29 protein-coding genes are annotated in these 24,626 nt (G+C 71.5%); 11 read left to right on the forward strand and 18 right to left on the reverse strand.

Features of this window, described 5'->3' with window-relative positions:
- Positions 1-91 precede the first annotated feature (91 nt).
- From LN042_RS27735 to LN042_RS27745, 3 genes are all read right to left on the reverse strand, one after another.
- Entirely contained in the window at positions 92-820 is a 729-nt protein-coding gene (locus LN042_RS27735; protein WP_230054132.1) for a class I SAM-dependent methyltransferase, read from the reverse strand.
- A gap of 82 nt (positions 821-902) precedes the next feature.
- Positions 903-1,154 (reverse strand): hypothetical protein, encoded by a 252-nt coding sequence (locus LN042_RS27740; protein ID WP_230054133.1) that lies wholly within the window; start codon positions 1,152-1,154, stop codon positions 903-905.
- Positions 1,151-1,504, reverse strand: coding sequence for a hypothetical protein (locus LN042_RS27745; protein ID WP_230054134.1), 354 nt, complete (start codon positions 1,502-1,504; stop codon positions 1,151-1,153). The genes LN042_RS27740 and LN042_RS27745 overlap by 4 nt, the downstream gene beginning before the upstream one ends.
- A gap of 104 nt (positions 1,505-1,608) precedes the next feature.
- On the opposite strand from LN042_RS27745, the gene LN042_RS27750 reads away from it, so the two are divergent.
- On the forward strand, positions 1,609-2,223 hold the full coding sequence (locus tag LN042_RS27750) for a hypothetical protein (RefSeq protein ID WP_230054135.1): 615 nt from the start codon (positions 1,609-1,611) through the stop codon (positions 2,221-2,223).
- 41 nt (positions 2,224-2,264) lie between these two features.
- Here LN042_RS27750 and LN042_RS27755 read toward each other — a convergent pair whose 3' ends face one another.
- The 3 genes from LN042_RS27755 to LN042_RS27765 all read right to left on the reverse strand — a co-directional run bounded on the left by LN042_RS27755 (position 2,265) and on the right by LN042_RS27765 (position 4,730).
- Entirely contained in the window at positions 2,265-2,810 is a 546-nt protein-coding gene (locus LN042_RS27755) for a Uma2 family endonuclease (protein WP_230054136.1), read from the reverse strand.
- 118 nt (positions 2,811-2,928) lie between these two features.
- Entirely contained in the window at positions 2,929-3,597 is a 669-nt protein-coding gene (locus tag LN042_RS27760) for a response regulator (RefSeq protein WP_230054137.1), read from the reverse strand.
- Positions 3,594-4,730: a sensor histidine kinase gene (locus LN042_RS27765; RefSeq protein WP_230054165.1), complete on the reverse strand. Its 1,137-nt coding sequence runs from the start codon at positions 4,728-4,730 to the stop codon at positions 3,594-3,596. Before LN042_RS27765 ends, LN042_RS27760 begins: the two co-directional genes overlap by 4 nt.
- Before the next feature lie 190 nt (positions 4,731-4,920).
- On the opposite strand from LN042_RS27765, the gene LN042_RS27770 reads away from it, so the two are divergent.
- The 4 genes from LN042_RS27770 to LN042_RS27785 are packed head-to-tail and all read left to right on the forward strand — an operon-like array spanning position 4,921 to position 7,545.
- Positions 4,921-5,619, forward strand: coding sequence for a hypothetical protein (locus LN042_RS27770; RefSeq protein WP_230054138.1), 699 nt, complete (start codon positions 4,921-4,923; stop codon positions 5,617-5,619).
- The gene (locus LN042_RS27775) at positions 5,616-6,431 is read left to right on the forward strand and encodes an ABC transporter permease (RefSeq protein WP_230054139.1); all 816 of its coding nucleotides are present in this window, start codon (positions 5,616-5,618) and stop codon (positions 6,429-6,431) included. Before LN042_RS27770 ends, LN042_RS27775 begins: the two co-directional genes overlap by 4 nt.
- The gene (locus LN042_RS27780; RefSeq protein WP_230054140.1) at positions 6,428-7,351 is read left to right on the forward strand and encodes an ABC transporter ATP-binding protein; all 924 of its coding nucleotides are present in this window, start codon (positions 6,428-6,430) and stop codon (positions 7,349-7,351) included. The genes LN042_RS27775 and LN042_RS27780 overlap by 4 nt, the downstream gene beginning before the upstream one ends.
- A gap of 32 nt (positions 7,352-7,383) precedes the next feature.
- Entirely contained in the window at positions 7,384-7,545 is a 162-nt protein-coding gene (locus LN042_RS27785) for a hypothetical protein (RefSeq protein WP_230054141.1), read from the forward strand.
- Positions 7,546-7,675: 130 nt separating this feature from the next.
- On the opposite strand, the gene LN042_RS27790 is transcribed toward LN042_RS27785, so the two are convergent.
- The gene (locus tag LN042_RS27790) at positions 7,676-8,818 is read right to left on the reverse strand and encodes a putative hexosyltransferase (RefSeq protein ID WP_230054142.1); all 1,143 of its coding nucleotides are present in this window, start codon (positions 8,816-8,818) and stop codon (positions 7,676-7,678) included.
- A 352-nt stretch (positions 8,819-9,170) separates the two neighbouring features.
- Here LN042_RS27790 and LN042_RS27795 point away from each other — a divergent pair, with 352 nt between their 5' ends.
- Positions 9,171-9,944, forward strand: coding sequence for an SDR family NAD(P)-dependent oxidoreductase (locus LN042_RS27795; protein WP_230054143.1), 774 nt, complete (start codon positions 9,171-9,173; stop codon positions 9,942-9,944).
- Positions 9,945-10,000: 56 nt separating this feature from the next.
- Here the strand turns inward: LN042_RS27795 and LN042_RS27800 are convergent, their stop codons facing one another.
- Together LN042_RS27800 and LN042_RS27805 are read right to left on the reverse strand one after the other, a co-directional pair.
- Positions 10,001-10,543 (reverse strand): MarR family winged helix-turn-helix transcriptional regulator, encoded by a 543-nt coding sequence (locus LN042_RS27800; RefSeq protein WP_230054144.1) that lies wholly within the window; start codon positions 10,541-10,543, stop codon positions 10,001-10,003.
- Between the two features lie 47 nt (positions 10,544-10,590).
- Positions 10,591-11,757 carry an IS630 family transposase gene (locus LN042_RS27805; protein ID WP_230054145.1) on the reverse strand — a complete coding sequence of 389 codons (1,167 nt, stop codon included), beginning with the start codon at positions 11,755-11,757 and terminating at the stop codon, positions 10,591-10,593.
- 82 nt (positions 11,758-11,839) lie between these two features.
- Here LN042_RS27805 and LN042_RS27810 point away from each other — a divergent pair, with 82 nt between their 5' ends.
- Both LN042_RS27810 and LN042_RS27815 read left to right on the forward strand, forming a co-directional pair.
- Positions 11,840-12,166: a hypothetical protein gene (locus LN042_RS27810; RefSeq protein WP_230054146.1), complete on the forward strand. Its 327-nt coding sequence runs from the start codon at positions 11,840-11,842 to the stop codon at positions 12,164-12,166.
- Between the two features lie 129 nt (positions 12,167-12,295).
- The gene (locus LN042_RS27815) at positions 12,296-13,675 is read left to right on the forward strand and encodes an MFS transporter (RefSeq protein WP_308191875.1); all 1,380 of its coding nucleotides are present in this window, start codon (positions 12,296-12,298) and stop codon (positions 13,673-13,675) included.
- Here the strand turns inward: LN042_RS27815 and LN042_RS27820 are convergent.
- From LN042_RS27820 to mca, 3 genes are all read right to left on the reverse strand, one after another.
- Positions 13,651-14,325 carry a class I SAM-dependent DNA methyltransferase gene (locus LN042_RS27820; protein WP_230054147.1) on the reverse strand — a complete coding sequence of 225 codons (675 nt, stop codon included), beginning with the start codon at positions 14,323-14,325 and terminating at the stop codon, positions 13,651-13,653. The two genes, LN042_RS27815 and LN042_RS27820, sit on opposite strands and share 25 nt — an antisense overlap.
- A gap of 114 nt (positions 14,326-14,439) precedes the next feature.
- Positions 14,440-14,631: a hypothetical protein gene (locus LN042_RS27825; protein WP_101381987.1), complete on the reverse strand. Its 192-nt coding sequence runs from the start codon at positions 14,629-14,631 to the stop codon at positions 14,440-14,442.
- A gap of 87 nt (positions 14,632-14,718) precedes the next feature.
- The gene (mca, locus tag LN042_RS27830; protein WP_230054148.1) at positions 14,719-15,612 is read right to left on the reverse strand and encodes a mycothiol conjugate amidase Mca; all 894 of its coding nucleotides are present in this window, start codon (positions 15,610-15,612) and stop codon (positions 14,719-14,721) included.
- Between the two features lie 126 nt (positions 15,613-15,738).
- Here mca and LN042_RS27835 point away from each other — a divergent pair, with 126 nt between their 5' ends.
- Together LN042_RS27835 and greA are read left to right on the forward strand one after the other, a co-directional pair.
- A complete protein-coding gene (locus LN042_RS27835; protein ID WP_230054149.1) occupies positions 15,739-16,158 on the forward strand; it encodes a DUF4307 domain-containing protein in 420 nt (139 codons plus the stop codon).
- Positions 16,159-16,394: 236 nt separating this feature from the next.
- Positions 16,395-16,892: a transcription elongation factor GreA gene (greA, locus tag LN042_RS27840; RefSeq protein WP_230054150.1), complete on the forward strand. Its 498-nt coding sequence runs from the start codon at positions 16,395-16,397 to the stop codon at positions 16,890-16,892.
- Positions 16,893-17,010: 118 nt separating this feature from the next.
- On the opposite strand, the gene LN042_RS27845 is transcribed toward greA, so the two are convergent.
- The 3 genes from LN042_RS27845 to LN042_RS27855 all read right to left on the reverse strand — a co-directional run bounded on the left by LN042_RS27845 (position 17,011) and on the right by LN042_RS27855 (position 20,128).
- Complete coding sequence (locus tag LN042_RS27845) at positions 17,011-17,871, reverse strand: ABC transporter permease (RefSeq protein ID WP_230054151.1); 861 nt, start codon at positions 17,869-17,871, stop codon at positions 17,011-17,013.
- Positions 17,868-18,845 (reverse strand): ATP-binding cassette domain-containing protein, encoded by a 978-nt coding sequence (locus LN042_RS27850; protein ID WP_230054152.1) that lies wholly within the window; start codon positions 18,843-18,845, stop codon positions 17,868-17,870. Before LN042_RS27850 ends, LN042_RS27845 begins: the two co-directional genes overlap by 4 nt.
- A 128-nt stretch (positions 18,846-18,973) precedes the next feature.
- Entirely contained in the window at positions 18,974-20,128 is a 1,155-nt protein-coding gene (locus tag LN042_RS27855) for a cystathionine gamma-synthase (RefSeq protein ID WP_230054153.1), read from the reverse strand.
- 728 nt (positions 20,129-20,856) lie between these two features.
- Between LN042_RS27855 and LN042_RS27860 the strand changes: the two genes are divergently transcribed.
- Positions 20,857-21,699 (forward strand): hypothetical protein, encoded by an 843-nt coding sequence (locus tag LN042_RS27860; protein WP_230054154.1) that lies wholly within the window; start codon positions 20,857-20,859, stop codon positions 21,697-21,699.
- Positions 21,700-21,725: 26 nt separating this feature from the next.
- On the opposite strand, the gene LN042_RS27865 is transcribed toward LN042_RS27860, so the two are convergent.
- The 3 genes from LN042_RS27865 to LN042_RS27875 form a co-directional block, all read right to left on the reverse strand.
- Positions 21,726-22,220 carry a DUF1203 domain-containing protein gene (locus tag LN042_RS27865; RefSeq protein ID WP_230054155.1) on the reverse strand — a complete coding sequence of 165 codons (495 nt, stop codon included), beginning with the start codon at positions 22,218-22,220 and terminating at the stop codon, positions 21,726-21,728.
- A gap of 143 nt (positions 22,221-22,363) precedes the next feature.
- Positions 22,364-22,693: a hypothetical protein gene (locus LN042_RS27870; RefSeq protein ID WP_230054156.1), complete on the reverse strand. Its 330-nt coding sequence runs from the start codon at positions 22,691-22,693 to the stop codon at positions 22,364-22,366.
- Between the two features lie 424 nt (positions 22,694-23,117).
- Positions 23,118-24,518: a cystathionine beta-synthase gene (locus tag LN042_RS27875; protein ID WP_230054157.1), complete on the reverse strand. Its 1,401-nt coding sequence runs from the start codon at positions 24,516-24,518 to the stop codon at positions 23,118-23,120.
- Between the last annotated feature and the right edge of the window lie 108 nt (positions 24,519-24,626).

Consider the following 24,626-nt stretch of genomic DNA (forward strand, 5'->3'; position numbering starts at 1 on the left):
GCCGGCTGCCAGGATGAGCTCGGCCTCGGTGTTCTCCACGGGGACCAACGGATACAACTCCCATGAGCGCGCCGGGTGCTCTGGCCTGGAGTCAGACCCGCCGCATCCGGTAGACGCAGGTCCGGTAGGGCATTTCGACGCTGTCGCGGCCGGCCAGGACCGGGTCGGTGGCGGCCAACCCGCCGATCTCCCGGTCCAAGCGGGCCTGCTCGGCGGCGTCGGCGGTCAGGTAGGAGGAGCGGGACCGCACCAGGTCGATCAGCCGGTCCGTCTGGACGGTCACGGTGTGCTCGATCAAGCCACGTTCGGGTTCGGTGAACCATGGCGTCACCGGCCCGTATTGCCAGGCGCCTTCCAGGCCGTATCCCTCGGTGCCGACGATGCCGGAAAGCGCGGCCACCCACGGGGTCCGATCGTCACGGATATTCCACAGCGCAGCGAAGACGCCGTCCTTGCGCAGCACTCGGTGAATCTGCGGCAGGGCGTCCTGCGGAGCGAACCAGTGGTACGCCTGCCCGACCACGACCGCGTCGACGGACTCGTCCGGCAACGGGATGTCCTCGGCGCTGCCGGCGAGCACCTGCGTGCCGAGGTGGCGTTCGGCGGCCACGGCGCGCATCTGCTCGTCGGGCTCGACCGCGATCACCTCGTGGCCGAGGGCGCGCAATACACCGGCCAGTAGCCCAGTGCCCGCCCCCAGGTCCAGTACGCGCACCGACTTTGCGCCGACTGCCCAAGTGACCGCTCGCACCGGGTAGGTGGGCCGGATCGAGTCGTACAGGCGGGCAGCGGAACCAAAGGACAGTGCAGAGGTGGACATGCTTGTGAGCGTACCCAGATCCGGGCCGGCAGTGCGGCGCATTGCAGCTGCGACCACAGCGATGAGCCCACCGGGGGCGAGCCTAAAAGTACGTGACCTGGACGATGTAGATCTGCTCGTGCCGCACGACGGTCAGGTACTCGAACATGCCACCCGGGACGTCGGCTGTCTTGCTCTTGGGGTTCTCGCCCCGGTACGGGGTCCCGTCGAGGTAGAGGACTTCCGCAGCTCGCACCAACTCGTCAGCCTTTTTCTCAACTTCAGCGACGAAGGCCGGCGGCGCTTCGCTCATCACGTAGTCCTCACTGGGGAGGTACTCCCAGGACCACGTCATGCGCCCAGTACCCGGTACGCGGCTCGGACGATCTCGGCAGCGGTGAGGGCGTGACGCCGGGAGTCGCCGGGATCCTCCGCCACCTGCATGAGATATTCGGCTCGGCGGAGCCTGGAGGCTGTCTCCGGATGCCGTTCGATCTCGACCACGACAGCCCATCGCAGGAGGAACCCTCGGAGAGGGTCGAGGGTGTCGGAGTCGATAGCTTTGGTGATCGCGTCAGCCTGCTCGGTCTGCATCTCCAGCAGACGGTCCGGGGCTACGACGGCAAGGGCAGCTTTGAGGGCGGTGATGGTCCGCTCCGGGCGCGGGATCAGCTCTTCGGCGTGGTGCTCCGGCTGTGCGGTCACGTCTCCTCCGTGCAGTTGGGCCGACACCACGCTACAACGCGGCAGGCCCGCTGATCCTCCGATTCGGGGGGCCTGTCCAGTAAACGGTGGCTTTGGTTGGTGGGTTGGTTAGCGGCGGCCGATGGAGAAACGGGACCCGAAACCTCCAAGGCGCCGTCACCTGGGAGTCCATCGCCCTGGCTCGTTACGCGGACGTCACTGCCCCCTTCTCGCAGGCCATCGTCAAGGCCCACGACGTCAGCTATGCCGACCACCTGCTCGACGTCCTTCCCCGCCTGGAGCAGTTCGGCTTCCTCCTGGTCAGGGACCAGACGAAGCAGTTCGCCGGAATCATCACTATCGCCGACGTGGCCGCCGAGTACGGCGCGACGGCTCGGCCGTTCCTGCTCATCGGCGCCCTCGACCAGCTGCTACGCCGGGTCATCTCGGAGGAACTCGACCTGGCGGAGGTGGTCGCTCTCTGCGACCCGGACGGACGCCGCAGGCTCGCTTCCTTCGAGCAACTGTCCTTCGGGGACTACCAGCAGGTCCTAAGCAACCAGAAGCAGTGGGACCGGCTGGGCTGGCCGCTGGACCGAAAGTCCTTCGTCGACCGCCTCAACGAGCTACGTGAGGTCCGCAACGAGCTGATGCACTTCAACGACAAGGACAAGGCCGGTGACGCGGCGATACCGATGCTCCGCAACATGATCGAGCTGCTGGGTCAGTACGCAGGCTGAGACGCTCAGCTCGCCCGGCGCGACACAGCCGGCACTGTCCCTCAGCGAACGTCGCTCTCGGGCTGGGGGAGTTCGTCCAGGTCGAGGGTGTAGGTGCGTCCATCGGCCAGCTCGATGGGCAGTCTGCCCGAGCCGTACTTGTGCGTGTGGGCCGCGATGTAGCCGGAGCCGGTGGGCTGAGTGTGGACGACGACCTCCGCGGCGTACGGGTCCACCACCATGTAGACCGGGATGCCGTAGCGGCCGTACTTCGCGGTGCAGTCGTCGTAGTCCTTGCGCGCGGAGGAGACCGACACCACCTCGGCGATCAGCAGGACGTCCTCGAAGCTATAGCGCTTGCCCTGCCGCTGCGCGTCCTCCCGCAGGATCGCGAAGTCCGGGGCCGAGTTCTCGTCAGCGGGAAAGTCCAGGTAGACGTCGGAGGCAGTCTTCGCGTGGCGGCCGAGCGAGAGCGAGTCGATCTGCATCGACTTGATCGTGCTGGAGTGCTCGAAGCTCTGCGGAGTCATGATCACCTTACCGTCGGTACCGAAGAAGATCACGTACCCAGCGGGGAACTCAGTGTGCATGACCGCGTCTACGCTCATCAACGGCTCCTTCCTGTCGCCTCTCAGGATATGGGGCCACGGTCCCGCATGGGGTCCACTACGAGAGTGCCGGCCACGATGGCGTCGTACACATGAGCAGCGGCAGGGGGTGTGCTCTCTACATCCTCTCCGCGCTGCCCGGCATGAGGTGGGATTCCCAGGCCCAGGCGGTGATCTCGCTGCGGTTGCGGGCTCCGAGCTTGTTCTGGATCGCCGTGAGGTGGCCCTTCACGGTGCTGACCGAGATGAAGAGGGCGGCGGCGATCTCCTGGTTGGTGCGGCCCCGGGCGACAGCGCGGACGACGTCGGTTTCCCGGTCGGTGAGCGGGGTGTCGGGCCGGCGGGCGGAAGGGGGTTTGACGGGGACGAGATCGCGGAGCAGGCGCCGGGTGATCGACGGGGAGATCAGGGCGTCGCCGACGCTGGCGGCCCGCACGGCGGCGGTGAACAAGGTGGGGTCGCCGTCTTTGAGGACGAATCCGAGGGCTCCGGCCTGAAGGGCGCCGTGGACGTACTCGTCGAGTCCGAAGGTGGTGACGATGACGACCCGGAGCGGGTCGGCGATGCCCGGGCCGGCGAGTGCGCGGGTGACGTCGATGCCGTCGAGGCGGGGCATGCGGATGTCGATGAGGCAGACGTCGGGCCGCAGTCGGCGGGCGAGGGCGACCGCCTCGGCACCGTCGCGTGCTTCCGCGACGACGGTGATGTCGGGCTCGTCCTCCAGGATGAGGCGCAGGCTGGTGCGGATCATCGCCTGGTCGTCGGCGACCAGCACGCTGATGCTCATCGGCGGTCTCCGACTCGCAGGGGCAGGGCGGCCCGTACCGACCAGCCGGCGCCGGGCCGCGGACCGGCGCCGAGCGTACCGCCCAGGGCCTCGACGCGCTCCCGCATGCCGACCAGGCCGTAGCCGCCGCGCGGGGAGGGACGGTTCGGGGGGTACGACGGAGCATCGTCACCGACCTCGACTGTGATGTCCGTACGGTCCTGGTTGACGGTGACGGTGACAGCGCGAGCGCCGCGGGCGTGGCGGACGATGTTGGTCAGGGATTCCTGGACGACCCGGTACACGGTAGTGGTGACCACGGGCGGCCAGCTCGTCGCCCCCGTGGACAGCCGGAGGTCGACGGCCGGTCCGTGCTCTTCGAAGCGGCGGACCAGGTCGATGAGTTGCTCCGGTCCCGCGGTGACGGCGGCACCGTCCTCCGCGTCGCGGAGCAGGGCGACCACCCGTCGCATGGCGTCCATGGCGTCGGTGCCCGAGCGCTCGATGTCCGCCAGGGCGGTGGCGAGGTGGTCGGGCTGCTTGCGGAGCAAGATCTGGGCGGCGTGGGTGTGCATCACGATGCCGGAGACGTGATGGGCGACGACATCGTGCAACTCCCGGGCCAGGGCCAGGCGTTCGTCTCGCCGCACGGCCTCGACGGTGGCCTGGCGGCGATGCTCCAGGAAGCGCAGCACGAGCCCCGTGCCGAGGCCGACCAACCAGCCCTGGACGCCCTGGTGGACCGTGCTGGCGGCCTGGGAGATGGTCACCAACCAGCCGAGCGCCGTCACCGCGAGTCCGGCCGCGGCGACCGCGGCGGCCTGCCGGGACGGCAGTCCCCGGACCGCGGAGCCGGCCAGCACGGTCAGCGCCATGGACGCGGCGAGGCCGGGCTGGCCGGTCAGGTACCCCAGGGCGGCGGCGAGCACGGTGGCGGCCGCGACGGAGAGGCCGACGGCCGCGGCGACCAGCCGGTTGCGCTCCCGCAGCAGCGCCGCGACACACACCACCGCACCGGCGCCGCAGTCGAGCCACCAGCCCGGGCGGCCCCCGTGGGCGGAACGCCAGTAGGCCGTCGCTGCCAGCACCGCCGCGAAGGCAAGCCCGAGCAGGACGTTGATGCGTCTGGCGGCCAGTGCGGCGAGCCGTTCCATCACACTCACGGTGCTCAGGCTACGGAACCGCTCGCGACCGCTGTACCGGCCGAAAGGACCGCTCCGATCCGCCGGAACAGTACTTTTGGCCCGTACCAACCGAAGCCGCTGCCACCAGGCTTGACGGCATGCAACGAGACCTCGACACACCCTGCGGCGACGCGGGGCCCGTACCGGCCGGCAGGTGGCCGTGAACACGTCCATCTGGGACCGCCTCCTCATGGAGCTGCGGGTCATCGGCATCGCCCCGCCGGTGACGGCACTGGCGGCCACGCTGGGCGGCGCGATCCTGGTGATCGCCATGCATGCCACCGGGGCCGGCGCGGAGCACCTCGACATCGCCGCCGGCGCGGCCCTGGCGGGCTTCGCCCCGCTCGGCACCGCCGTCGCGGCCTCCTCGATCGTGGGGCGTGACTCCGGCGCCGAGCTGGTCATGACCAGCACGGTCTACCGCCGGGTGCTGTTCCTGCGTGTCGGCCTGGTGGTGGTCCCAGCGGCCCTGGTCACGCTGGTGGACGCCGTCGTGTTCCGCGCCTTGAACGCCTGGCCCGTGGGGCAGGGCACGGACGGTTACGTCCTGGTGTGGGCCCCGCCGATGCTCTGGCTGGTCGCACTGGCGATGCTCCTCGCGATCGGCCTGCGCAGCCCGGGCGCTGCAAGCGGCCTGATCGGGGGCATCTGGGTGGCCCAGGAGCTGATGAGGCAGGACATCATGAAGAACACGGTGCTGCGGGCGCAGTACCTGTTCATGGGCATCGACACCAAGGTCCCGGCGCACGAATGGACCGTCAACCGGATCGCCCTGTCCGCCGTCGGCGTCGCCGTCGTCGTCGCGGTCGGCCTGCTGCTGGGGCGTCCCGAGCGATTCGTGGGGAGCGATGCCGCATGACCGCCGTCCTTGAGCGAACCGCCCCGCCGGCAACGGCTCAGGGCGACTGGTGGGCGAAGACCGTCGCGGCCGCCCGCTACGAGTACCTGATGCAGGTGCGCCGCCCGGCGGTCTGGGTGGTCGTGCTCGCGCTGATCGGGCTGCGCTGCACATCGCCCTACCCGGACTTCGACGACAGCACCACGGCCCTCCCCAAACTGGTCGCGGACTGGGCGGGCAACTTCATCATGCTGTGCCCGATCGGCGTCGGCGCCGTCCTCGCCGACCGCGTCCGGCGGGAGGCCCGGCTGGGGCTGAACGACCTCCTGACCTCGACGCCCACCGGCATCGGCCCGCGCCTGTGGGGCAAGGCCATCGGCGCGGGAGCTGCGACCACCACGCCGGTCGCCGTCGCCTGGGTGGTCCTGCTCGGCTACCTGACCGCCCGGCGCGGGGCCGGGGCGATCCCGGTCGGCCTCGCGGCGTTCGCCGCCATCCTCCTGCCCGGGCTGGTCTTCGTCGTGGCCTGCTCGGTCACCGTCCCGTACCTGACCGGGCCCGTGCCGTACCGGATCGGTCTGTTCGGCTACTGGTTCTGGGGCAACATGCTCGGCCCGCGCTTCGGGATCCTCACCCCCGCCGGCACGCCCTTCGAAGCCAACGGCGAGTACCCGGCCGGTGCCTGGTTCCACGGCATGCTGTTCGACGCCAGGCAGCGGGGAATCGTCCCGACCGGCGTCGAGGCCGTCCTCAGTGTCGCCTTCCTGCTGCTCATGGCGCTCGCCGCCCTCGTGATTACCCAGCTCGTGCTCACCAGGAGGAGCCCGTCGTGACCGCGCCCAACGTGACCATCACCGATCTGACCGTCACCTTCCGGCGCGGCGAGGTCCGCGCCCTCGACGGCATCGATCTCCGCCTGCCCGCGGGCATGGTCGGTCTGCTCGGCCCGAACGGAGCCGGCAAGACCACCTTCATGCGGGTCCTGACCGGGGTGCTGCTGCCGACCTCGGGCAGCGTCGCGGTGGACGGGACCGAGCTCACGTCGCGCAGCCGGCGCCGAGAGGTCAAGTCCATCATCGGCTACCTCCCCCAGGAGCTCGGCCTCTACCCGGACCTGACGGCCAGGCAGTTCCTCGACTACATGGCGCTGCTCAAGGGCATCACCGACCGGCGCGCCCGCCGCGCCCGCGTCAACGAGGTCCTCGAACTGGTCTCGCTCGGCGATGTCGCCAACCGGAAGGTGAAGGGCTACTCGGGCGGCATGAAGCGCCGCGTCGGCATCGCCCAGGCCATCCTGAACGATCCCCGGCTGCTGATCGTCGACGAGCCCACCGTGGGACTGGATCCCGAGGAGCGGCTGCGGTTCCGCAGCCTGCTCGCCAGGCTGGCCGGCGACCGGACGGTGCTGCTCTCCACCCACATCGTCGACGACATCGTGCAGACCTGCCCGAACGTCGTGGTGATCGAGCGCGGGCACATCGCCTTCCAGGGCGCCATCGGCGACCTCGCCACCCGCGCCGAGGGCATGGTGTGGCACGTCACCCAGCCGGTCACCGCCCCGCCGCCCGACCTGCCCACCGTCAACGTCACCCCCGGCATGACCGGCACCACGTACCGGGTCATCAGTTCCGTCATGCCCGCCCCGGACGCGGAGAGCGTCAGCGCCACCGTCGAGGACGGCTACATCGCCCTGATGCACGACACCGCCCCGGAGCGGGCCCAGCACCCCGGCTCCACCCTCCGCGCCAGCTGACCCCCGCCCCGTCAACAGCCAAGGACCAGCAGATGCCCAACCAGCCACTCACCGCCGTCTTGGCCGCCTCCACCACCACCGGCTCCCACCCCGGCCCCGCTTACTTCGCGCTCTGGGCCCTCGTCGTCGGCGCCGTCATCGGCGGGCCCGTCTACGTCGTCCGCCTTGTCCGCGACCGCCGCAAGCGCCGTTGAACACCGCCTGAGCACTCGGCGCCGCCCTCCAGGCGCCGGTGAATGCCGGCGTACCGCTCGGGCGCCCACGCGGGAGGGGCGGCCCGGGTGGTCGTCGACCCAGGCGCCCGTGTCCCTGCGGCGCCGTGCTCTACGGCACGCCCAGCTGGAACAGGACGTAGCCCGCGTACCAGCCGGAGGCGGCGGCCGCCACGCCCAGGATCAGCGCCAGGTTCAGCCACGAGAGCCGGCGCAACGCGAACGCCAGTGGGATGTAGAGCGGGAACGCCGGCAGCAGGTAGCGCGACATGTTCCCGTACAGCCCGTGGTTCGGCACCACCATGACGATGGTGACCAGGGTGAACACGACCAGCACCAGCGGCGGCCGCATCCGCAGCAGCAGCACCAGCAGGATCGGCACGGCGAACAGCACGAACAACGCGATCTGGTTCGCCACCGGGTGGTTGTTGTTGTGCTCCGGGGTGCGGCCGAGCATGGTCGTGAGCGTCATGTGCCAGGTGAACCGGCCCCAGTCGAAGTAGTGGTACCACGGGTAGCGCTCGATCGCGAAGTACCCGCCGTAGCTGCCCATCTTGTGGCCGACCCAGGCGACGTACGCCAGCATGCCCCAGGGGGACATCAGGATGGCGGCCAGCGGTCGCCAGCCGTCCTTCCGCTTGATCAGGGCGAGCAGACCGACGACCCCGAGCGCGGCGATCAGTGCGCCGGCGGTGGGCCGGTTGAGACCGGCGAGGAAGGTCAGCACCCCGGCGGTGAGCCAGCGCCGCTCCATCACGCTGTAGCAGGTGAAGGCGGCCAGGGCGACGAAGAGCGAGTCCGAGTAGACCGCCCACTCGACGCCGGAGCCCGGGAACACGGCCCAGATGACGGCAGCGACGATCCCGGCCTTGTGACCGCGGAGCTTGGCGGCGACCAGGTAGATGCCCACCGCGGCCACGAACGAGGAGAGGACCGAGACCAGCATGCCGGCGCCGAAACTCCCCAGCCCGGTGCACTCCATGGCCAGCCGGATCAGAGCGGGGAAGAGCGGGAAGAACGCCGCCCCGTTCTCGTGGAGGTGCTGCACCCCGCCGACCGCCGCGATCGACTCGGGGTGGTACCCGTGGACGGCCACTTGCTCGTACCAATAGCCGTCCCAGCTGGCGAGCACGTCCCACGGGTGGGCACCGCCGCCCCAGCGGGGACGCATGTGCTTGAAGTCCCCGGACCAGTGCAGCAGGTACATGAAGACGACGAAGCCGATGAGCTTCGCGACGCCGAAAGCCCCCAGCACCGGCGAGACCTTGACGGCCCATCGCCTGGTCCGGGACCACCTGCTGTCGGCCCCCGGGGCCGAGGGGGAGCGCTCCGAGCCTCCCGCTCGCGCATCCTGAACTGTGCCAGCGATCGTGGTCAAGGTGTGGACTCCGCTAGTTGATGGCATGGCACCTGTGCCGGACTGGGTGCGGCAGCGGAGTTTACGCTACGGACCCTCGAGCAACCGGCCCTGGGGCCACGAAGGACTTCCGAGCAACGGGCCCTGGGGCCACGAACCTTCCCACGCTGCGGGGACGGCACCGGAGGCCGTCGCAGGCCGGGGGTATTTTCAGACCTCCGCCTGATGATCAGCCCTGAAGGAGCCGGCCATGGACCAGTCCCTCGTCGACCTGTTCGCCCTGAAGGGCCGCACCGCCCTGGTCACCGGCGGCAGCTCCGGCATCGGGCGGGCGATCGCCGAGGCGCTCTGCCGGGCCGGCGCGCAGCTGGTGGTCGCCGCCCGGCGCCCCGAGCCACTGCGGCAGACGGTGCGGGAGCTGCGCGCACTGGGCGGCACGGCCGACTGGATCAGCGCCGACCTCGGCAGCCGGGCCGGCGCGCACGCGCTGGCCGATGAGCTGGCCGCGAAGGTCGACCGGGTCGACGTCCTGGTGAACGCGGCGGGTGTCAATCTGCGGCCCCCGCTGCCGGAGCTGACCGAGCGGGAGTGGGACACCACCATGGCGGTCAACCTGGACGCGCCGTACGTGCTCGGCCAGCGGCTCGGCCCGGCGATGGCCGAGGCCGGCTGGGGACGGATCATCAACCTCGCCTCGCAGCAGACCATCCGGGCCTTCGGCAACAGCGGGGCCTACGGGGTCTCCAAGGCGGCCCTGGCCGGGCTGACCCGGTCGCAGGCCGAGGCCTGGTCGGCGCGCGGGGTGTGCGTCAACGCGCTCGCGCCGGGCTTCGTGGCCACTCCGCTGACCGAGGCGGTCGTCCGCGACCCGGCGCGCACCGAGGCGCTGGCCCGCCGCACCATGGCCGGCCGCAACGGCGAGCCCGCCGACTTCACGGGGGTCGCGGTCTTCCTCGCCAGCGACGCGTCCGCCTACGTGACGGGCCAGACCATCTTCGTGGACGGGGGCTTCTCGGCGACCTGAGTCGCCTCAACCGGCAGACCCCCGGATTCCTCGGGCTCCCCGGGGCCGAGGCCGCCTCAGCCCCCGGGCTCCCCGGGCCCTCCGGGCTGCTCCCGCTCCTCCGCCGCCAGCATCACCCGGCGCAGCAGGTCGGAGAGCTGCCGGCGCTCCTGCGGCGCCAGCGCTCCCAGCAGCCGGTGCTCCTCGCGGCCGACCCCGCCGATCGCCTCCCGCCAGGCCTGCCAGCCGGCCTCGGTGAGCTCGACGTCGACGCGGCGGCGGTCCCCGGTGGACTGGGTCCGGACGATCAGCCCCCGCCGCTCCAGGGTCTCCAACCGGCCGGTGACGGAGGCGGGGGCGATCGCCAGGTCGTCCGCGAGCTCGCCGGGACGGGCCGCGCCACGGCGCCCGGCCAGCGCGTGCAGCGTGTCGTACTCGTGCTGCTGCAGGTCGAAGTCGACCAGCCATTGCTCCTTGAACCGGCGCAGGTGCTTGGTGAGGAACTGCATCCGGGTGACGGCGCCCTCGACGTCACGATCCAGCTCGGGCAGCACCGGGAGCCAGCGGTCCACATGGGCGTCGACCCGGTCGCGGGCCGGTTCGGAGCGGTTTTGACGCATGGCCACCCAGTCTAAGTGGTCGGCTTCGTAAGTCCTTCGGGGGTTGATCATGCTGCGAGCGCGACGGAGGATTCTTCCTGGTGATCGGTGGTGTGCCGGTCGAGTCTGGCCAGCAGATCGTCCAGGTCGGAGGTGGTGAACCTCCACTGGAACGGCTGTGCCGTGGCGTTGTAGCGGTCTTCGAAGACTCGGAGCCGATCTCCGACCTGGGCAAGGTCGGTGAAGTCGTTGGGCGAGACGACCTTGCGCTGGACGACGGAGAAGTAGATCTCCACCTGGTTCAACCATGAAGCGTGTACCGGGGTGTGGACCATCACCGCGTTCGGGAACGCCGCGGCAAGCCGGTCGGCGGCCTTCTTACCGCGGTGGGAGGAACCATTGTCGACGATCCAGAACACGCGCTTCGCGCTGGCATACGGCTCCTGGGTCATGACCTGGGCGACCAGATTCATGAACGGGTCGATGCCGGTGCGTGGTTCGGTGCGGCCGGACACCTTGGCGGCGTGGACGTCGTAGGCAGCCAGGTAGGCCAGGGCACCGCCGCGGCCGTACGTGTGGTTGACGCGCATCGCTCTCGCCTGGCCGGGGGCGAGGGTGGGATGGCAGCGGCAGCGGGCCTGGATGGAGGTCTTCTCGTCGGCGCTGATCACGTACTCGTCGGGGCCGAGCGGCTGACCTTGCCAGGTGCGGGCGTACAGGTCCAGCACCCGTTCGGCCTTGGCGCGGAAGTCGGGATCGGTGATGAAGATCCAGGACCGGTGCTGCCAGGGCTTGATCACGTCGTCCTTGAGCCAGCGGCGCACGGTGGAGGCGGAGATCGAGCCGACGATCGCCCGAGCCACGGCCTCGCCGGCCAGTTCGGGGCATGACCAGCGTGCGAGTGGCACGCCGGTCTCGGCGGGTAGTTGACAGGCCAGGGCCTTGACTCGGGCTGCCTGCAGCGCGGTGAACACCGGCGGCCGCCCTGACCGCTCGCGGTCGGTCAGACCGCCGAGACCGTGCTCGGCGAACCGGCCGCGCCAGCAGCGGACAGTGTCCAGGTGCAAGCCGGTCTCGCGGGCGATGCGCGCGTTGGAGCGTCCGCGTGCGGCATGCAGCACCACCTGCGCGCGCATTCGTAACCGGTGCTCGGTCTTGTGGCCGAAGGCCATCTGCTTCAGTCGCTCGCGCTCGGCGGCGCGCAGGGTTATCGGACAGGCGGCTGCAACGGGCAAGGCAGGCCAATCGGGAGAGTGGATCACGGCAGGCCGAAGCCTGCCGCATCCGAGGACCCGCCGATCGGGCAGGATGGGCGCCATGCCCACGCCTTCGGAACACACCCGGCTCTCGCTGGAGGCGCGCCTCGGTGAGCACGCCCGCACCGCCTGGCCGCAGCTGGAGCAGGTGCACGTCCGCCACCGAGGAGCCTTCGCCTACGTGGAGGCCGAACTGGCCGACGGCGAACGGGCCAAGCTGATGCGCCTGCGCTACACCGGCGCTGTCAGCAAGTGGGGCTTCGCCCTCTACTACGCCAGCAGCGATCGCTACGAGGACTCCCTACTGCTTACCGGCAGCACCGTCGGCACCGCCGCAGAAGCACTGGACTGTGCCTGCCGGCTCCACTTCGCCGCCTCCGACATCTGACCAGGTGCCCGCCACATCACCGCCTCCGCCGTCAACCCCCGAAGGACTTACGAAGCCGACCACTAAGCGCTGCCCGCCCCGCCAGTTTTTCGTTGACGAAAGTTTCGGTGCCGAAATACTCTCCTTGCCGTGACCCCGCTGCGCATCCGCTCCTTCCGGCTGGTCTTCATCGGCCGCACCCTGTCCACCGTCGGCGACGCCGTCGTGCCCGCCGCCCTGGCCATCGCCGTGACCCGGGCCACCGGTTCGGCCGGCGCCCTCGCCACCGTGCTGGCCTGCGCGATGATCCCCAAGGTGGCGCTGCTGCCACTCGGCGGCGTGATCGCCGACCGCTTCGACGCCCGCCGGGTCGCCCGGCTCACCGATCTGGTGCAGTGCCTCTGCCAGTTGGCCATCGGGGTCGAACTGCTGCACGGAAGACCGCAGTTGGCCGCGATCGCGGTGGCCTCGGCGGTCGACGGCGCGGCGGCCGCCTTCGCCGTGCCGACCCGTTCGCCGCTGGTGACCGGTACCGTCGACGGGCCGTCGCGCCAGCGGGCCAACGCGCTGCTGGCCTCCGCCGCCAGCCTGGCCCGGCTCGTCGGACCGGCGCTGGCCGGCGCCCTGATCTACACCCTCGGCGCCGGCTCGGCCTTCCTGCTGGACGCCGCCTCGTTCCTGCTCAGCGCCTCGATGCTGAGCCTGGTCACGGTCCGCCGCACCCCGATCCCGCACCGCTCGCTGTGGGCCGACCTCGCGGAGGGCTGGTCCGAGGTGCGGTCGCGCAGCTGGTACTGGAGCAGCCTGGTGGCGCACTCGACCTGGAACGGCGCGGCCGCCGTGCTCGCCACCGTCGGCCCGCTGATCGCCACCCGCCGCCTCGGCGGTGACGGCTCCTGGGTCGCCATCCTGGAAGCCGGCGCGCTCGGACTGACCGCGGGCTCGCTGCTCGCCGGCCGGGCCCGGCCGCGCCGCCCGGTGCTGGTCGGCAACCTGGCCCTGGCGTCCTACGCCGTGCCGCTGCTGCTGCTCGCGGCGGCCGCCCCCGTGCCGGTGGTGGTGGCCGGGTACGCCCTGGCCCTGGCGGCCCTGGGCTTCCTCAACCCGGTCTGGGAGACGGTGGTGCAGCAGCGCATCCCGGAACAGGTGCTGGCCCGGGTGGTCTCCTACGACTGGCTGCTCTCCTTGGCCGCGATGCCGGTCGGCTACGCGCTCACCCCGGTGGCCGCCGACGCCTGGGGGCCGGCCGTGCCCCTGGTGATCGCGGCCGCGCTGGTGGCGGGCAGCTGCCTGGCCACGGTGGCGGTGCCCGGGGTGCGGCGGGTGGGCTTCGAGCCGGCCGCACCCGAGCGCGTCGAACGGGCGGCGCGGGCCGAGTCCGCCGAGCAGCCGGAGCGGGGGGCGCAGGCGCAGCACGCCGAGCGGCCGGAGCAGGCGGCGCAGGCGGAGCACGCCGAGCGGCCGGAGCGGGTGGAGTCGGCCGGTCAGCGGGTGGAGTCGGCCGGTCAGTCGCGGCGGGCCAGCAGATAGGCCCGCCGGGTCTCCGCCTCCGTCGGATAGGGATCGCGCTCCACCCGCGCCTCCACCCGGAATCCGGCCCGGTGCAGCTCGTCGGCGACCGGGGCCGCCTCGAAGAAGGTGAAGTCCACGTCCACCCGGTGCCCCCACCAGTCGGTCAGCCGCCGGGTCTCGTTGCCCACGTGGAACGCCAGCAGCGCGCGCCCGCCGGGACGCAGCACCCGGTGCAACTCGCCGAAGGTGGTGGGCAGTTCGGCGGCGGTCAGGTGGATCACCGAGTAGAACATCACCGCCGCGCCGAACTCGCCGTCGGCGGCGGGCAGCCGGCACAGGTCGCCGACCCGGAACTCGGCCTGCGGATGGGTGCCGCGGGCCAGCGCGACCATCCCCGGGGAGAGGTCCACCCCGACGGCCCTGGCGCCGCGATCGGCCAGCCAGCCGGTGACGTGGCCGGGGCCGCAGCCCAGGTCGGCGAGCGGCGCGTCGGGACCGGCCTGCTCCAGCAGGGCCGCCAGCAGCGCCCGGTCCAGCGGCTTGTCGGCCAGTTCGCCGCCGATCCGCCGCTGGTACTCCTCGGCGACGGTGTCATAGCTGCGCCGCACTCGCCCGCGCGGGCCCGCGTCCGCCAGGTGCGCGTCCGCCAGATGACCGTGATCCGACATGGCGCCAGCATGGCACGGGCCGGTGTCGAACGACAGTGCCGTCCCGAAGCGGGCCGGGGCAGCACGAAGTCCGGCCGCGGGCGCCGGGGCGCCACAGCCGGACCGGCCCGGTGGCTACTCCTTGGCGGAGTCGCCCTCCTCGACGAAGTCGATCTTCTTGAACCGCGAGTTCATCGACTTCAGCAGGAACCAGGTGGCCACACCCAGCACCGCGAAGACGACGAAGCCCAACAGCCCCGGAGTCACCTTGTTGTCGTCCACGGCCAGGGTCACGACGGCGTGGCTGAGGTTCACTGCGTTGCTCATTCCTCCATGGTGACCCGGCTGTCTTACGACCGGGTCACCGGGGTGGGGCGTGTCGCCCCCACCCGGGACTCCGACTGCCCGACCCGGCTACTTGACGTCGCCGGCCAGGCTGGCCACGCGCAGGCCGGCGAACAGGTCGCTCTCCGGCAGGTCGGTGTCGACCAGCGAGCGGGCCAGCTCGTAGTCCTCGGTCGGCCAGACCTCCCGCTGCACGTCCAGCGGCACCCGGAACCACGGGCCGTCCGGGTCGATCTGGGTGGCGTGGGCGATCAGCGCGGCGTCCCTGGTCTCGAACCAGTCGGCGCACTGCACCCGGGTGGTGATCTCGCGCTCCTTGCGGCCGCTCTTCTCCCAGCCCTCGATCCAGTCGCCGTAGGGCGAGTCGAGGCCGTGCTCGGTGAGGTAGGCGTGCAGCGCGCGGATCCGGCCCATCGGGAAGCCGTGGTTGTAGTAGAGCTTCAACGGCTGCCAGGGGTCGCCGGCCTCCGGGTAGGCGTCCGGGTCACCCGCCGCGTCGAAGGCCCGCATGGTGATCTTGTGGGTCATGATGTGGTCCGGGTGCGGGTAGCCGCCGTTCTCGTCATAGGTGGTGATCACCTGCGGCTTGAACTCGCGGATCAGGCGCACCAGCGGCTCGGCCGCCGCCTCCACGTCCTGCAGGGCGAAGCAGCCCTCCGGCAGCGGCGGCAGCGGGTCGCCCTCGGGCAGCCCGGAGTCCACGAATCCCAGCCAGGCCTGCTCCACGCCGAGGATCTCGCGGGCCCGGTCCATCTCCTTGCGGCGGACCTCGTGGATGTTCTCCTCGATCTCCGGCTTGCCCTGGAGCTTCGGATTGAGCACGGAGCCGCGCTCCCCCCCGGTGCAGGTCGCCACCAGCACCTCAACGCCCTGGGCGACGTACATGGCCATGGTGGCCGCGCCCTTGCTGGACTCGTCGTCCGGGTGCGCGTGCACCGCCATCAGCCGCAACTGCTCAGTCAACGCCTGGTTCCTTCCGGGAATGTCCGGCATCGGCAAACTTGGGGGACGCGGCTACCTGGTCCACAGCCCCGTCCCCCTATAGTGACGGACTGGAAGACTCCCGCATTCCCCGAGGAACGATCAGCCATGACCGCGACCAGCGCATCCCAGCCGGGCGAGCTGCCCGAGGGCCGCTACGGCGGTCGGAGCGACCAGGAGGCGGACCGCCGCCTGAAGGCGGTCGGGGCGGTCCTCGGCGTCCTGGTGCTGGCCCTGATCGCCTGGCTGGGCGGCTCCTACCTGATGCGCGAGAGCAAGCTGAACGGCGCCGTGGCGGAGTTCCAGGTGGTCTCCGACAGCGCGGTGCAGGCCCAGCTCTCGGTCAGCAAGGACTCGGGCACCGGCGGCACCTGCACCATCCGCTCGGAGGCCAGTGACCACTCGGTGGTCGGCCAGCTCGACGTGCCGGTCCCGACGGCCGGCACCAGCTTCGTCAAGGTGGTCACCATCCGCACCACTGCCCGCGGGACCACCGCCGAGCTGCTGGGCTGCACCCCCTCGAAGTAGTCGCGAAGTGGTCCGCGCGTGGCATGACCACCCCTTCCAGCGGGCAGATCATGCTGAACGGAGCGCTGACGCGCCGACAACGCCACTCCCGTCCGCAGCCGGAGATTGTTAGGCTCGTGGTTTCGCCCCTTCCGGGCCCGAGGCCTCGGAAGCGGGCGTTCGTTTGTAGGACCCGTCGCAGTAACCCCAGAAGCAGTACCCCAAGCACCATCGCCCAGTACCGACGAGGAGCACCCGTGACCCAGACCAGCGAGAACGTGACCTGGCTCACCCAAGCCGGCTACGACAAGCTCAAGGACGAGCTGGATTACCTCACCGGTCCCGCACGCTCCGAGATCGCCCAGAAGATCGAGCAGGCCCGTGAGGAGGGCGACCTCAAGGAGAACGCGGGCTACCACGCCGCCCGCGAGGAGCAGGGCAAGATGGAGCTGCGGATCCGCCAGCTCACCCAGCTCCTGGAGCGCGCCAAGGTCGGCGAGGCGCCGGCCGACTCCGGTGTGGTCGCCCCCGGCATGTTCGTGACCGTCGCCTTCGACGGCGACATGGACGACACCATGTCCTTCCTGCTCGGCTCCCGTGAGGAGGCCGCCGACAGCGTGGACGTCTACTCCCCGCAGTCGCCGCTCGGCCAGGCGATCAACGGCAAGAAGGTCGACGAGAGCGCCAGCTACGAGCTGCCCAACGGCAAGAAGGCGACCGTGAAGATCGTCTCCGCCAAGCCGTACACCGGCTGACGACGGGCCGGCCGACCAGGGGCCCCGCGGCGCGCGCCGCGGGGCCCCTCGCGTCGGCGGGGCCCTGCCGTCCGCGGCGCCCTGGTGTCCGCGGCGCCCCGGCGTCCGCGGCCGCCCTTTACGCGCGGCCGGACGCCGAGCGGTACTTGCGCACCGAGAGCCAGGAGAAGAGGGCCATCACGACCAGCGACGAGACGATCGACACGCCGATCGCGTGCTGCATCGGCCAGGCCTTGGCCACCGGCCCGACCTGGTTGCCGAACAGGTTGCGGCAGGCCTGCACGGTGGCGCTGAACGGGTTCCAGTAGGCGATCGGCTGCAGCCAGCCCGGCATGCTGCTGACCGGGACGAACGCGTTGGAGATGAAGGTCAGCGGGAAGAGCCAGATCAGTCCGGCCGAGGTGGCCGCCTCCGGACTGCGCACCGACAGCCCGATCAGCGCCCCGATCCAGGAGAACGCGTAGCCCAGCAGCAGGAGCAGCGCGAAGCCGCACAGCGCGAGCGGCACGCCGTGGTGGATCCGCCAGCCGACCGCCACCGCCACCAGGGCCAGCACCAGCAGGGTGAACGAGGTCTGGCACAGGTCGGCCAGGGTGCGCCCGACCAGCACCGCCGAGCGGGTCATCGGCAGCGAACGGAACCGGTCCACCAGGCCCTTGGTCATGTCCTCCGCGATGCCGGCCGAGGCGCCGGCCACCGCGAAGGTGACGGTCTGCGCGAAGATCCCGGCCATCAGGTACTGGGTGTAGACCTCGGAGCTGGCTCCGGCGTGCGGGATCTGGATGGCGCCGCCCATCACGTAGGTGAAGAGCAGCACGAACATCACCGGCTGGAGCAGCCCGAACACCACGATCTCGGGAATCCTGGTCATCCGGCGCAGATTGCGCCGGGCGATCACCCGGGAGTCGTGGGCCATCGCGGCGAGTCCCCGGCGCTGGCGCGGCACGGCGGCGCCGATCGCGTGCCCGGTCGCGGTCATCCGGCGACCTCCTGCTGCTCCTCGGCGGCGGGGGCCTCGGTGAGGTGACCGGTCAGCGAGAGGAAGACGTCGTCGAGGGTCGGGCGGCGCAGGCCGATGTCGTCGATCTCGACGTCGCGGGCGTCCAGGTCGCGGATCACGTCGGCGAGCACCTTGGCGCCGCCGGTGACCGGGATGGTGATCCTGCGGGTGTTGGACTCCACGCTCGGCCCGCCCACCGCGTAACGCGTCAGCGCCTCGACGGCGGCGCCGATCCGGTCCCGCTCGTGCACCACCACCTCGACCCGCTCGCCGCCGATCTGCGCCTTCAGCTGGTCGGCGGTGCCGCGTGCGATCACCCGGCCGTGGTCCACCACCGCGATGTCGTTGGCCAGCCGGTCGGCCTCCTCCAGGTACTGGGTGGTGAGCAGCAGCGTGGTGCCCTGGGCGACCAGGGTCTCGATGACCTCCCAGAGCGCCATCCGGTTGCGCGGGTCCAGGCCGGTGGTCGGTTCGTCCAGGAACATCACCGGCGGGCGGACCACCAGCGCGGCGGCCAGGTCGAGGCGGCGCCGCATGCCGCCGGAGTAGGTCTTGGCGGTGCGGTCGCCGGCGTCCGCGAGGTTGAACCACTCCAGCAGCTCGTCGGCCCTGGCGCGGGCGTCCCGGGCGCTCATCTGGTAGAGCTCGCCGACCATCCGCAGGTTCTCGCGGCCCGTCAGGTACTCGTCCACGGCGGCGTACTGGCCGGACAGGCCGATCCGGCTGCGGACCACTCCGGGCTGCTTGAGCACGTCCACCCCGGCCACCGTGGCGCGGCCCGAGTCGGGCCGCAGCAGTGTGGTGAGCACGCGGACGGCGGTGGTCTTGCCCGCCCCGTTCGGGCCCAGCAGGCCCAGCACCGTCCCCTCCGGGACGTCCAGGCTCACCCCGTCCAGTGCGCGTACGTCACCGAAGGTCTTCACCAGATCCTCGGCGTGGATGGCCGACACCATGAGCCCCGCCTCATCTTTCGCCAGTGGTCGCCTTCCGACCGAACCTAGCGCGACGCGGCGGCCCCCGCAGTGCTCAACTCGCCGACCGGCGGGCGCCCTGGTGGGACCAGGGCGCCCGGGGCGGGCGGTCAGTCCAGTGCCTGCGCCAGGTCGGCGACCAGGTCGTCGGCGGACTCGATGCCCACCGAGACCCGCACCAGGTCGGCCGGCACCTCCAGCAGCGAGCCGGCCACCGAGGCGTGGGTCATCCGGCCCGGGTGCTCGATCAGCGACTCCACGCCGCCCAGCGACTCACCCAGGGTGAACAGCTTGGCCCGGTTGCACACCTCGACCGCGGCCTGCTCGCCGCCCTCGACGCGGAACGAGACCATGCCGCCGAAGGCCTTCATCTGCTTGGCGGCCACCTCGTGGTTGGGGTGGTCGGCCAGGCCCGGGTAGTAGATCTTGGTGACCTTGGGGTGGCGGCGCAGCAGCGCCACGATCTGCTCGGCGTTGGCGCTGTGGCGGTCCATCCGCACCCCCAGCGTCTTGATGCCGCGCAGCACCAGCCAGGAGTCGAAGGGGCCGGCCACCGCGCCCATGGCGTTCTGGTGGTAGGCCAGGTCCTCACCGAGCCTGGCGTCCGCCGCGATCAGGGCGCCGCCGACCACGTCGGAGTGGCCGCCCATGTACTTGGTGGTCGAGTGCACCACCACGTCGGCGCCGAGCGCCAGCGGCTGCTGCAGGTAGGGGCTGGCGAAGGTGTTGTCGACCACCAGCAGCGCGCCGGCGGCGTGCGCGACCTGTGCCACCGCGGCGATGTCGGTGATGCCCAGCAGCGGGTTGGACGGGGTCTCCACCCAGACCGCCTTGGTGTTGGGCTTGATCGCCTCGCGCACCCGCTCGGGGTGCTGGGTGTCGGCCACGTCGAAGCTGACGCCCCAGCGGGTGAGCACCTTGTCGAACAGCCGGAAGGTGCCGCCGTAGGCGTCGTTGGGGATCACGATGTGGTCGCCCGGCTTGAGGATGGTGCGCAGCAGGGTGTCCTCCGCGGCCAGCCCGGAGGCGAAGGCCAGCCCGCGCTGCCCGCCCTCCAGCGCGGCCAGGCACTCCTCCAGCGCGCTGCGGGTCGGGTTCGCCGACCGGCTGTACTCGTAGCCGCCGCGCAGGCCGCCGACACCGTCCTGCTTGTAGGTGGACACCTGGTAGATCGGAGGGACGACCGCGCCGGTAACGGGGTCGGCTTCCTGACCCGCGTGGATGGCGATGGTCTCGAAGCCCTGAGGGTGCTGGTGATCGGTCATAGGCCGAGCGTAGTGGAATCCCCGGCTCACCCCACCTCGAGCGGACGGGCCGTTGGCCGCCCGCGGCACCGCGTCCCCGCGGCCGAATCCGGGACGGAGCTCTTGATCTTGGAATGCCGCGGTGCTTGGGTGTGGTCTGGGCTCAGCACGGGGGCGGCCGGGATGAAGCGCGGGCGGGCGGTCGAGGACCGTCGCGGGACCGAGGGGTGCGGCAGAGCGGAGACGCGGGCGGCCCGGGTTTGCCGGTTCACCGCGGTGACGCTGCTGGTGCTGGCCGCGGCGCGGGTCTGGTCGCACTTCAGCGCGCCCCGACCGGCCTGGCTCGCCATCGCCCTGTTCGCCGGCGCGGCCGCCGCCGGGGTCGGCTGGCGCTTCGCGCTCCGGCCGGCGGCACAGCCCCGGCCGGCCCCACCGGTTCAGGCCGTCCCCCTGCCGCCCGGCCGCCTGCCGCTGCCGCCCGGACAGGCCGGCTGGCGGCATCGCACCTACACGGCAACCATGGTCGCCATCGCCCTGATGCTGCTGGCCGGCCTGCCGCAAGGCGCGGCGGCGCACCGCGTCAACGCCCTCCAGCGGGCCGGGGCCACGGTCGACAAGGGGTCGATCGCCCAGGTGCTGGCCCTGCACACCAGCTCGTCCACCAACAAGAACGGCGCGGTGTCCTACTCGTACACGGCCGATCTCCTGCTGGACGTGCCGACGGCCGCGGCGGCCGCGAGCAGGTCCGGGTGCCCGACGCGACGCCGAGCGACCGTCCGCAGCCGGGCCGCACGATCACGGTGCTGCACGCGCCGGGCCACCCGGAGCTGGGCGGGCTGGCGAGCGGTTCGCGGTGTCTGGCCTGCCTCGTGCCCGGGCCGTTCCAACCGCCCGCCGGCGTGGGCGGGTCCGTCCTCGGCCTGTACGGGCTCCTCGGACTCTTCTGGATCGCCAGCACCCTCGCCGAGCGGAACCGGGCCAAGGCCAGGGTCGTGCGCAAGGACTGCGCCAACGGGCGGATACTCGCCGCGCGGGTCGACCGGCTCACCGCCGTCCGCGAGGACGTGACCGGCCCGGGCCTCAAGCCCGGGAAGGCGCAGACCACGACCAACCGCTGGTTGGAGGCCCGGATCGGAGGTCGAGCGGTACGCCTCCACCGCGCGGACCCGATGTCCGACCCGTTCCTCGCCGCACAGCTGGACGGCCACGCCGGATGGCTGCTGATGGCCACCCGGTGGAAGTTCATCAAGGGCGCCCAGCCGGTCGCCTTCGTGGCGGACGAGGGCACCGTCATCTGGGCGGAGTGCTACGACGTGGGGCAGCTGCCGCCCCAGGACACCGACCCGAACCGCCGGGTGCGCCTGGCCCCCCGGGTGGTCCACCCCAACCCGGCCATGGACATCGCGGTGCCCGCGCTGCTCGCGCTCCTCGCGCTGGTGTCCGTGCCGGCCCTGCTCAGCCCCGACGCGCCGTTCGCGCACCCCTTCCTGCTCGGCGTTCCACTGCTCGGCGGCGCGCTGGCGGCCCAGTGCTGGGGCTGGTCGCGCCGGGTCGACAAACTGCCGGCCTCGGTGCGTCGGCGCGACGCCTGAGGTCACCGAACCGGAGTCGGACGGGCTCAGGCCCGGCGGACCTCGTGCTGGAAGCAGCCGTGGCCGACGGCGCGGACGTGGACCACGGCGACCTCGGGGTCGCTGAACATCGCGGTGAGGACTTCGTGCGCGAGCTCGGCGCCCGGCTCGACGAGGACACCGCGCAGGATGTGGCCGTTGCGGTCGTAGGCGCGGAAGACCCGGTCGCCCTGGTGCATGGCGGCCGGATAAGCGGTGTCCGCGGGGCCGAAGCAGTCCGCGGGGCAGGCGTGCACGAAGACCGGACCGACCTCGTCGTAGGGGCCGGGGTGGGCGCCGGTCTCGTCGGCCCAGCGGCGCAGCGGGGCGTAGGAGAGCAGCAGCAGTTCGGCCCCCGGTTCGGCGCGGCGCAGGCAACAGCGCAGCGGGCTGCCGCCCTCGGCGTCGTGCACCTTCACCGGCACGTTGTCGGCGTCGTCGACGCGCCGCAGTTCGGCCAGCACGACCGGGGCGATGGGGAGTACGGCGTATCCAGTGGTCATGCCGCCAGCCTGCCTGGCCGCCGGGCCGAGCACCGGCGGGATTCGGTCGCGGCGTTCCGCGCGGGCCGGGGAGGCGGGGCCCGGAAGAACGGCCGCCCGCACGGCGAACCGTGCGGGCGGTACGGGGAAGCCGGCAGCCGGTGCTACTCGGTCTCGAACTCGTAGGCGTCGTCCTCGGGGTCGAACGCGGTCTGCGCGGACTCCCAGGTGGCCTGGGTGAGCTCGACGCCCGGCACCTCGCCGAGCAGCGCCACCGGGTCGATGAAGTGCGCGAGCGAGCCGGTCGGGTCGAGCTCGATCGCCTCCACGGACTGGGCGCGCTCGTCGTCGTCCAGGTACTCGTCGGCCTCGACCTGGGCCAGGGCGGCGGCCTTCAGGGCGTCCTCGTCGGTGATCTCGGCGATCAGCTCGATGCTGAGCCGGACGTAGCGGGGGGCGCCGGATTCCTGGGCGCCGGTGTCGGTGCTGGTCATGGGCCGAGCCTAGGCGAGAGGGGCGCTCAGCGGCGAAACGGCGAAACGGCGAAACGGCGAAACGGCGAAACGGCGAGGGCCGACCCCGTGGCGACGGGGCCGGCCCTGCCGGTGCTCCGGTTCACTCCCCCACCCGGGAGCCGCGGAGCCGCGCCCGAACGGCGCGAGGTGTCGCGGGAGCCGCCGCTCCCTGGTGGTCGACCGAGGACCGGACCAGGGACGGGACGACGACGAGCCCCCACGCGGGGCGCCTCCGGTTCCCGGCCGGAGGGCGACACAGTGCACCGGGCCAGGTCCGGTCAGTGTGTCCTGGCGGTCGCCGCGCCCGGAGAGCCGCTCCCGGCGGCCACCGCCAGCCACACCTCCACTCTGCCCGACCGTTGTTAACCCTGTGCTGCGGTCACGTGACGTGCGGGTACCGCGATCAGTGCCCGGCGCGGCCGGCCATGTAGGCCAGCAGGTCCTGCCGGGTCACGATGCCCTGCGGCTTGCCGTCGATCAGCACCACCGCGGCGTCGTTCTGCTCCAGCACGCTCATCAGACCGGTCACCGACTCGCCCGAGCCGACCACCGGCAGCGGCCGCGACATGTGCTTCTCCAGCGGGTCGCCCAGCTGCGCGCCACCGCTGAACAGCGCCGCCAGCAGGTCGCGCTCGGCCACCGAGCCGATCACCTCGCCGGCCATGATGTCCGGGTGCCCGGCCCCCGGCGAGACCACCGGCATCTGCGAGACGCCGAAGTCGCGCAGCACCTGGACCGCCTCGCCGACCGTCTCGCTCGGGTGCATGTGGACGAACTGCGGGATGCCCTCGTGCTCGATGGCGTCCTTGCGGGCCAGCACCTCGCCGATGGTCGCCTCGTCCTCGGCGGTGGGCAGGAACCCGTAGTCGGCCATCCAGTCGTCGTTGAAGATCTTCGACAGGTAGCCGCGGCCGCCGTCCGGCAGCAGCACCACGACCACGTCGTCCGGGCCGAGCCGGCGCGCCACCTCCAGTGCGGCCACCACGGCCATCCCGCAGGAGCCGCCGACCAGCAGGCCCTCCTCCTTGGCGAGGCGGCGGGTCATCTGGAACGAGTCCTTGTCCGAGACGGCCACGATCTCGTCGGCCACCGTGCGGTCGTAGGCGGTCGGCCAGAAGTCCTCACCGACGCCCTCGACCAGGTACGGCCGGCCGGTGCCGCCGGAGTAGACCGAGCCCTCCGGGTCGGCGCCGATGACCTGCACCTTGCCGCCGGAGGCGTCCTTCAGGTAGCGGCCGGTGCCGGAGATGGTGCCGCCGGTGCCGACGCCGGCGACGAAGTGGGTGATCTTGCCCGCGGTCTGCTCCCACAGCTCCGGGCCGGTGGAGTGGTAGTGCGAGGCCGGGTTCTCCGGGTTGGAGTACTGGTCCGGCTTCCAGGCGTTCGGGGTCTCGCGGACCAGGCGGTCGGAGACGTTGTAGTAGGAGTCCGGGTGCTCGGGGGCCACCGCGGTCGGGCAGACCACGACCTCGGCGCCGTACGCCCGGAGCGTGTTGATCTTGTCCGTGGAGACCTTGTCCGGGCAGACGAAGATGCACTTGTAGCCCTTCTGCTGGGCCACAATCGCCAGGCCGACACCGGTGTTGCCACTGGTCGGCTCGACGATGGTGCCGCCGGGCTTGAGGGCGCCGGACGCCTCCGCCGCCTCGATCATGCGCAGGGCGATGCGGTCCTTGACCGAGCCACCGGGGTTGAAGTACTCGACCTTGGCGAGCACGGTGGCGGAGATGCCCTCGGTCACCTTGTTGAGCTTCACCAAGGGGGTGTCGCCGACCAGCTCGATGATCGAATTGTGGTACTGCACGGGGGTCCTCCCGGTCTCATGCCCTGACGTTTTCCTTCGGTGTCCCAAGCCTATGGCTCCGGATGGCTCACCAGATCCGATAGCGCCACGTCGTCCGGGGGTATGGAC

Origin of the sequence: Kitasatospora humi (assembly GCF_020907985.1) — a bacterium.
Lineage (GTDB): Bacteria > Actinomycetota > Actinomycetes > Streptomycetales > Streptomycetaceae > Kitasatospora > Kitasatospora humi.

Bases quoted from the DNA above. Each gene is read 5' to 3' on its own strand.
- LN042_RS27825 (WP_101381987.1), bottom strand. From the start codon at position 14,631: ATGAGCAACGCAGTGAACCTCAGCCACGCCGTCGTGACCCTGGCCGTG.
- LN042_RS27735 (WP_230054132.1), bottom strand. From the start codon at position 820: ATGTCCACCTCTGCACTGTCCTTTGGTTCCGCTGCCCGCCTGTACGAC.
- LN042_RS27775 (WP_230054139.1), top strand. From the start codon at position 5,616: ATGACCGCCGTCCTTGAGCGAACCGCCCCGCCGGCAACGGCTCAGGGC.
- LN042_RS27785 (WP_230054141.1), top strand. From the start codon at position 7,384: ATGCCCAACCAGCCACTCACCGCCGTCTTGGCCGCCTCCACCACCACC.
- LN042_RS27855 (WP_230054153.1), bottom strand. From the start codon at position 20,128: ATGACCGATCACCAGCACCCTCAGGGCTTCGAGACCATCGCCATCCAC.
- LN042_RS27835 (WP_230054149.1), top strand. From the start codon at position 15,739: ATGACCGCGACCAGCGCATCCCAGCCGGGCGAGCTGCCCGAGGGCCGC.
- LN042_RS27765 (WP_230054165.1), bottom strand. From the start codon at position 4,730: ATGGAACGGCTCGCCGCACTGGCCGCCAGACGCATCAACGTCCTGCTC.
- LN042_RS27810 (WP_230054146.1), top strand. From the start codon at position 11,840: ATGCCCACGCCTTCGGAACACACCCGGCTCTCGCTGGAGGCGCGCCTC.
- LN042_RS27795 (WP_230054143.1), top strand. From the start codon at position 9,171: ATGGACCAGTCCCTCGTCGACCTGTTCGCCCTGAAGGGCCGCACCGCC.
- LN042_RS27865 (WP_230054155.1), bottom strand. From the start codon at position 22,220: ATGACCACTGGATACGCCGTACTCCCCATCGCCCCGGTCGTGCTGGCC.
- LN042_RS27850 (WP_230054152.1), bottom strand. From the start codon at position 18,845: ATGGTGTCGGCCATCCACGCCGAGGATCTGGTGAAGACCTTCGGTGAC.
- LN042_RS27740 (WP_230054133.1), bottom strand. From the start codon at position 1,154: ATGACGTGGTCCTGGGAGTACCTCCCCAGTGAGGACTACGTGATGAGC.
- LN042_RS27845 (WP_230054151.1), bottom strand. From the start codon at position 17,871: ATGACCGCGACCGGGCACGCGATCGGCGCCGCCGTGCCGCGCCAGCGC.
- LN042_RS27755 (WP_230054136.1), bottom strand. From the start codon at position 2,810: ATGAGCGTAGACGCGGTCATGCACACTGAGTTCCCCGCTGGGTACGTG.
- LN042_RS27820 (WP_230054147.1), bottom strand. From the start codon at position 14,325: ATGTCGGATCACGGTCATCTGGCGGACGCGCACCTGGCGGACGCGGGC.
- LN042_RS27760 (WP_230054137.1), bottom strand. From the start codon at position 3,597: ATGAGCATCAGCGTGCTGGTCGCCGACGACCAGGCGATGATCCGCACC.
- LN042_RS27800 (WP_230054144.1), bottom strand. From the start codon at position 10,543: ATGCGTCAAAACCGCTCCGAACCGGCCCGCGACCGGGTCGACGCCCAT.
- LN042_RS27870 (WP_230054156.1), bottom strand. From the start codon at position 22,693: ATGACCAGCACCGACACCGGCGCCCAGGAATCCGGCGCCCCCCGCTAC.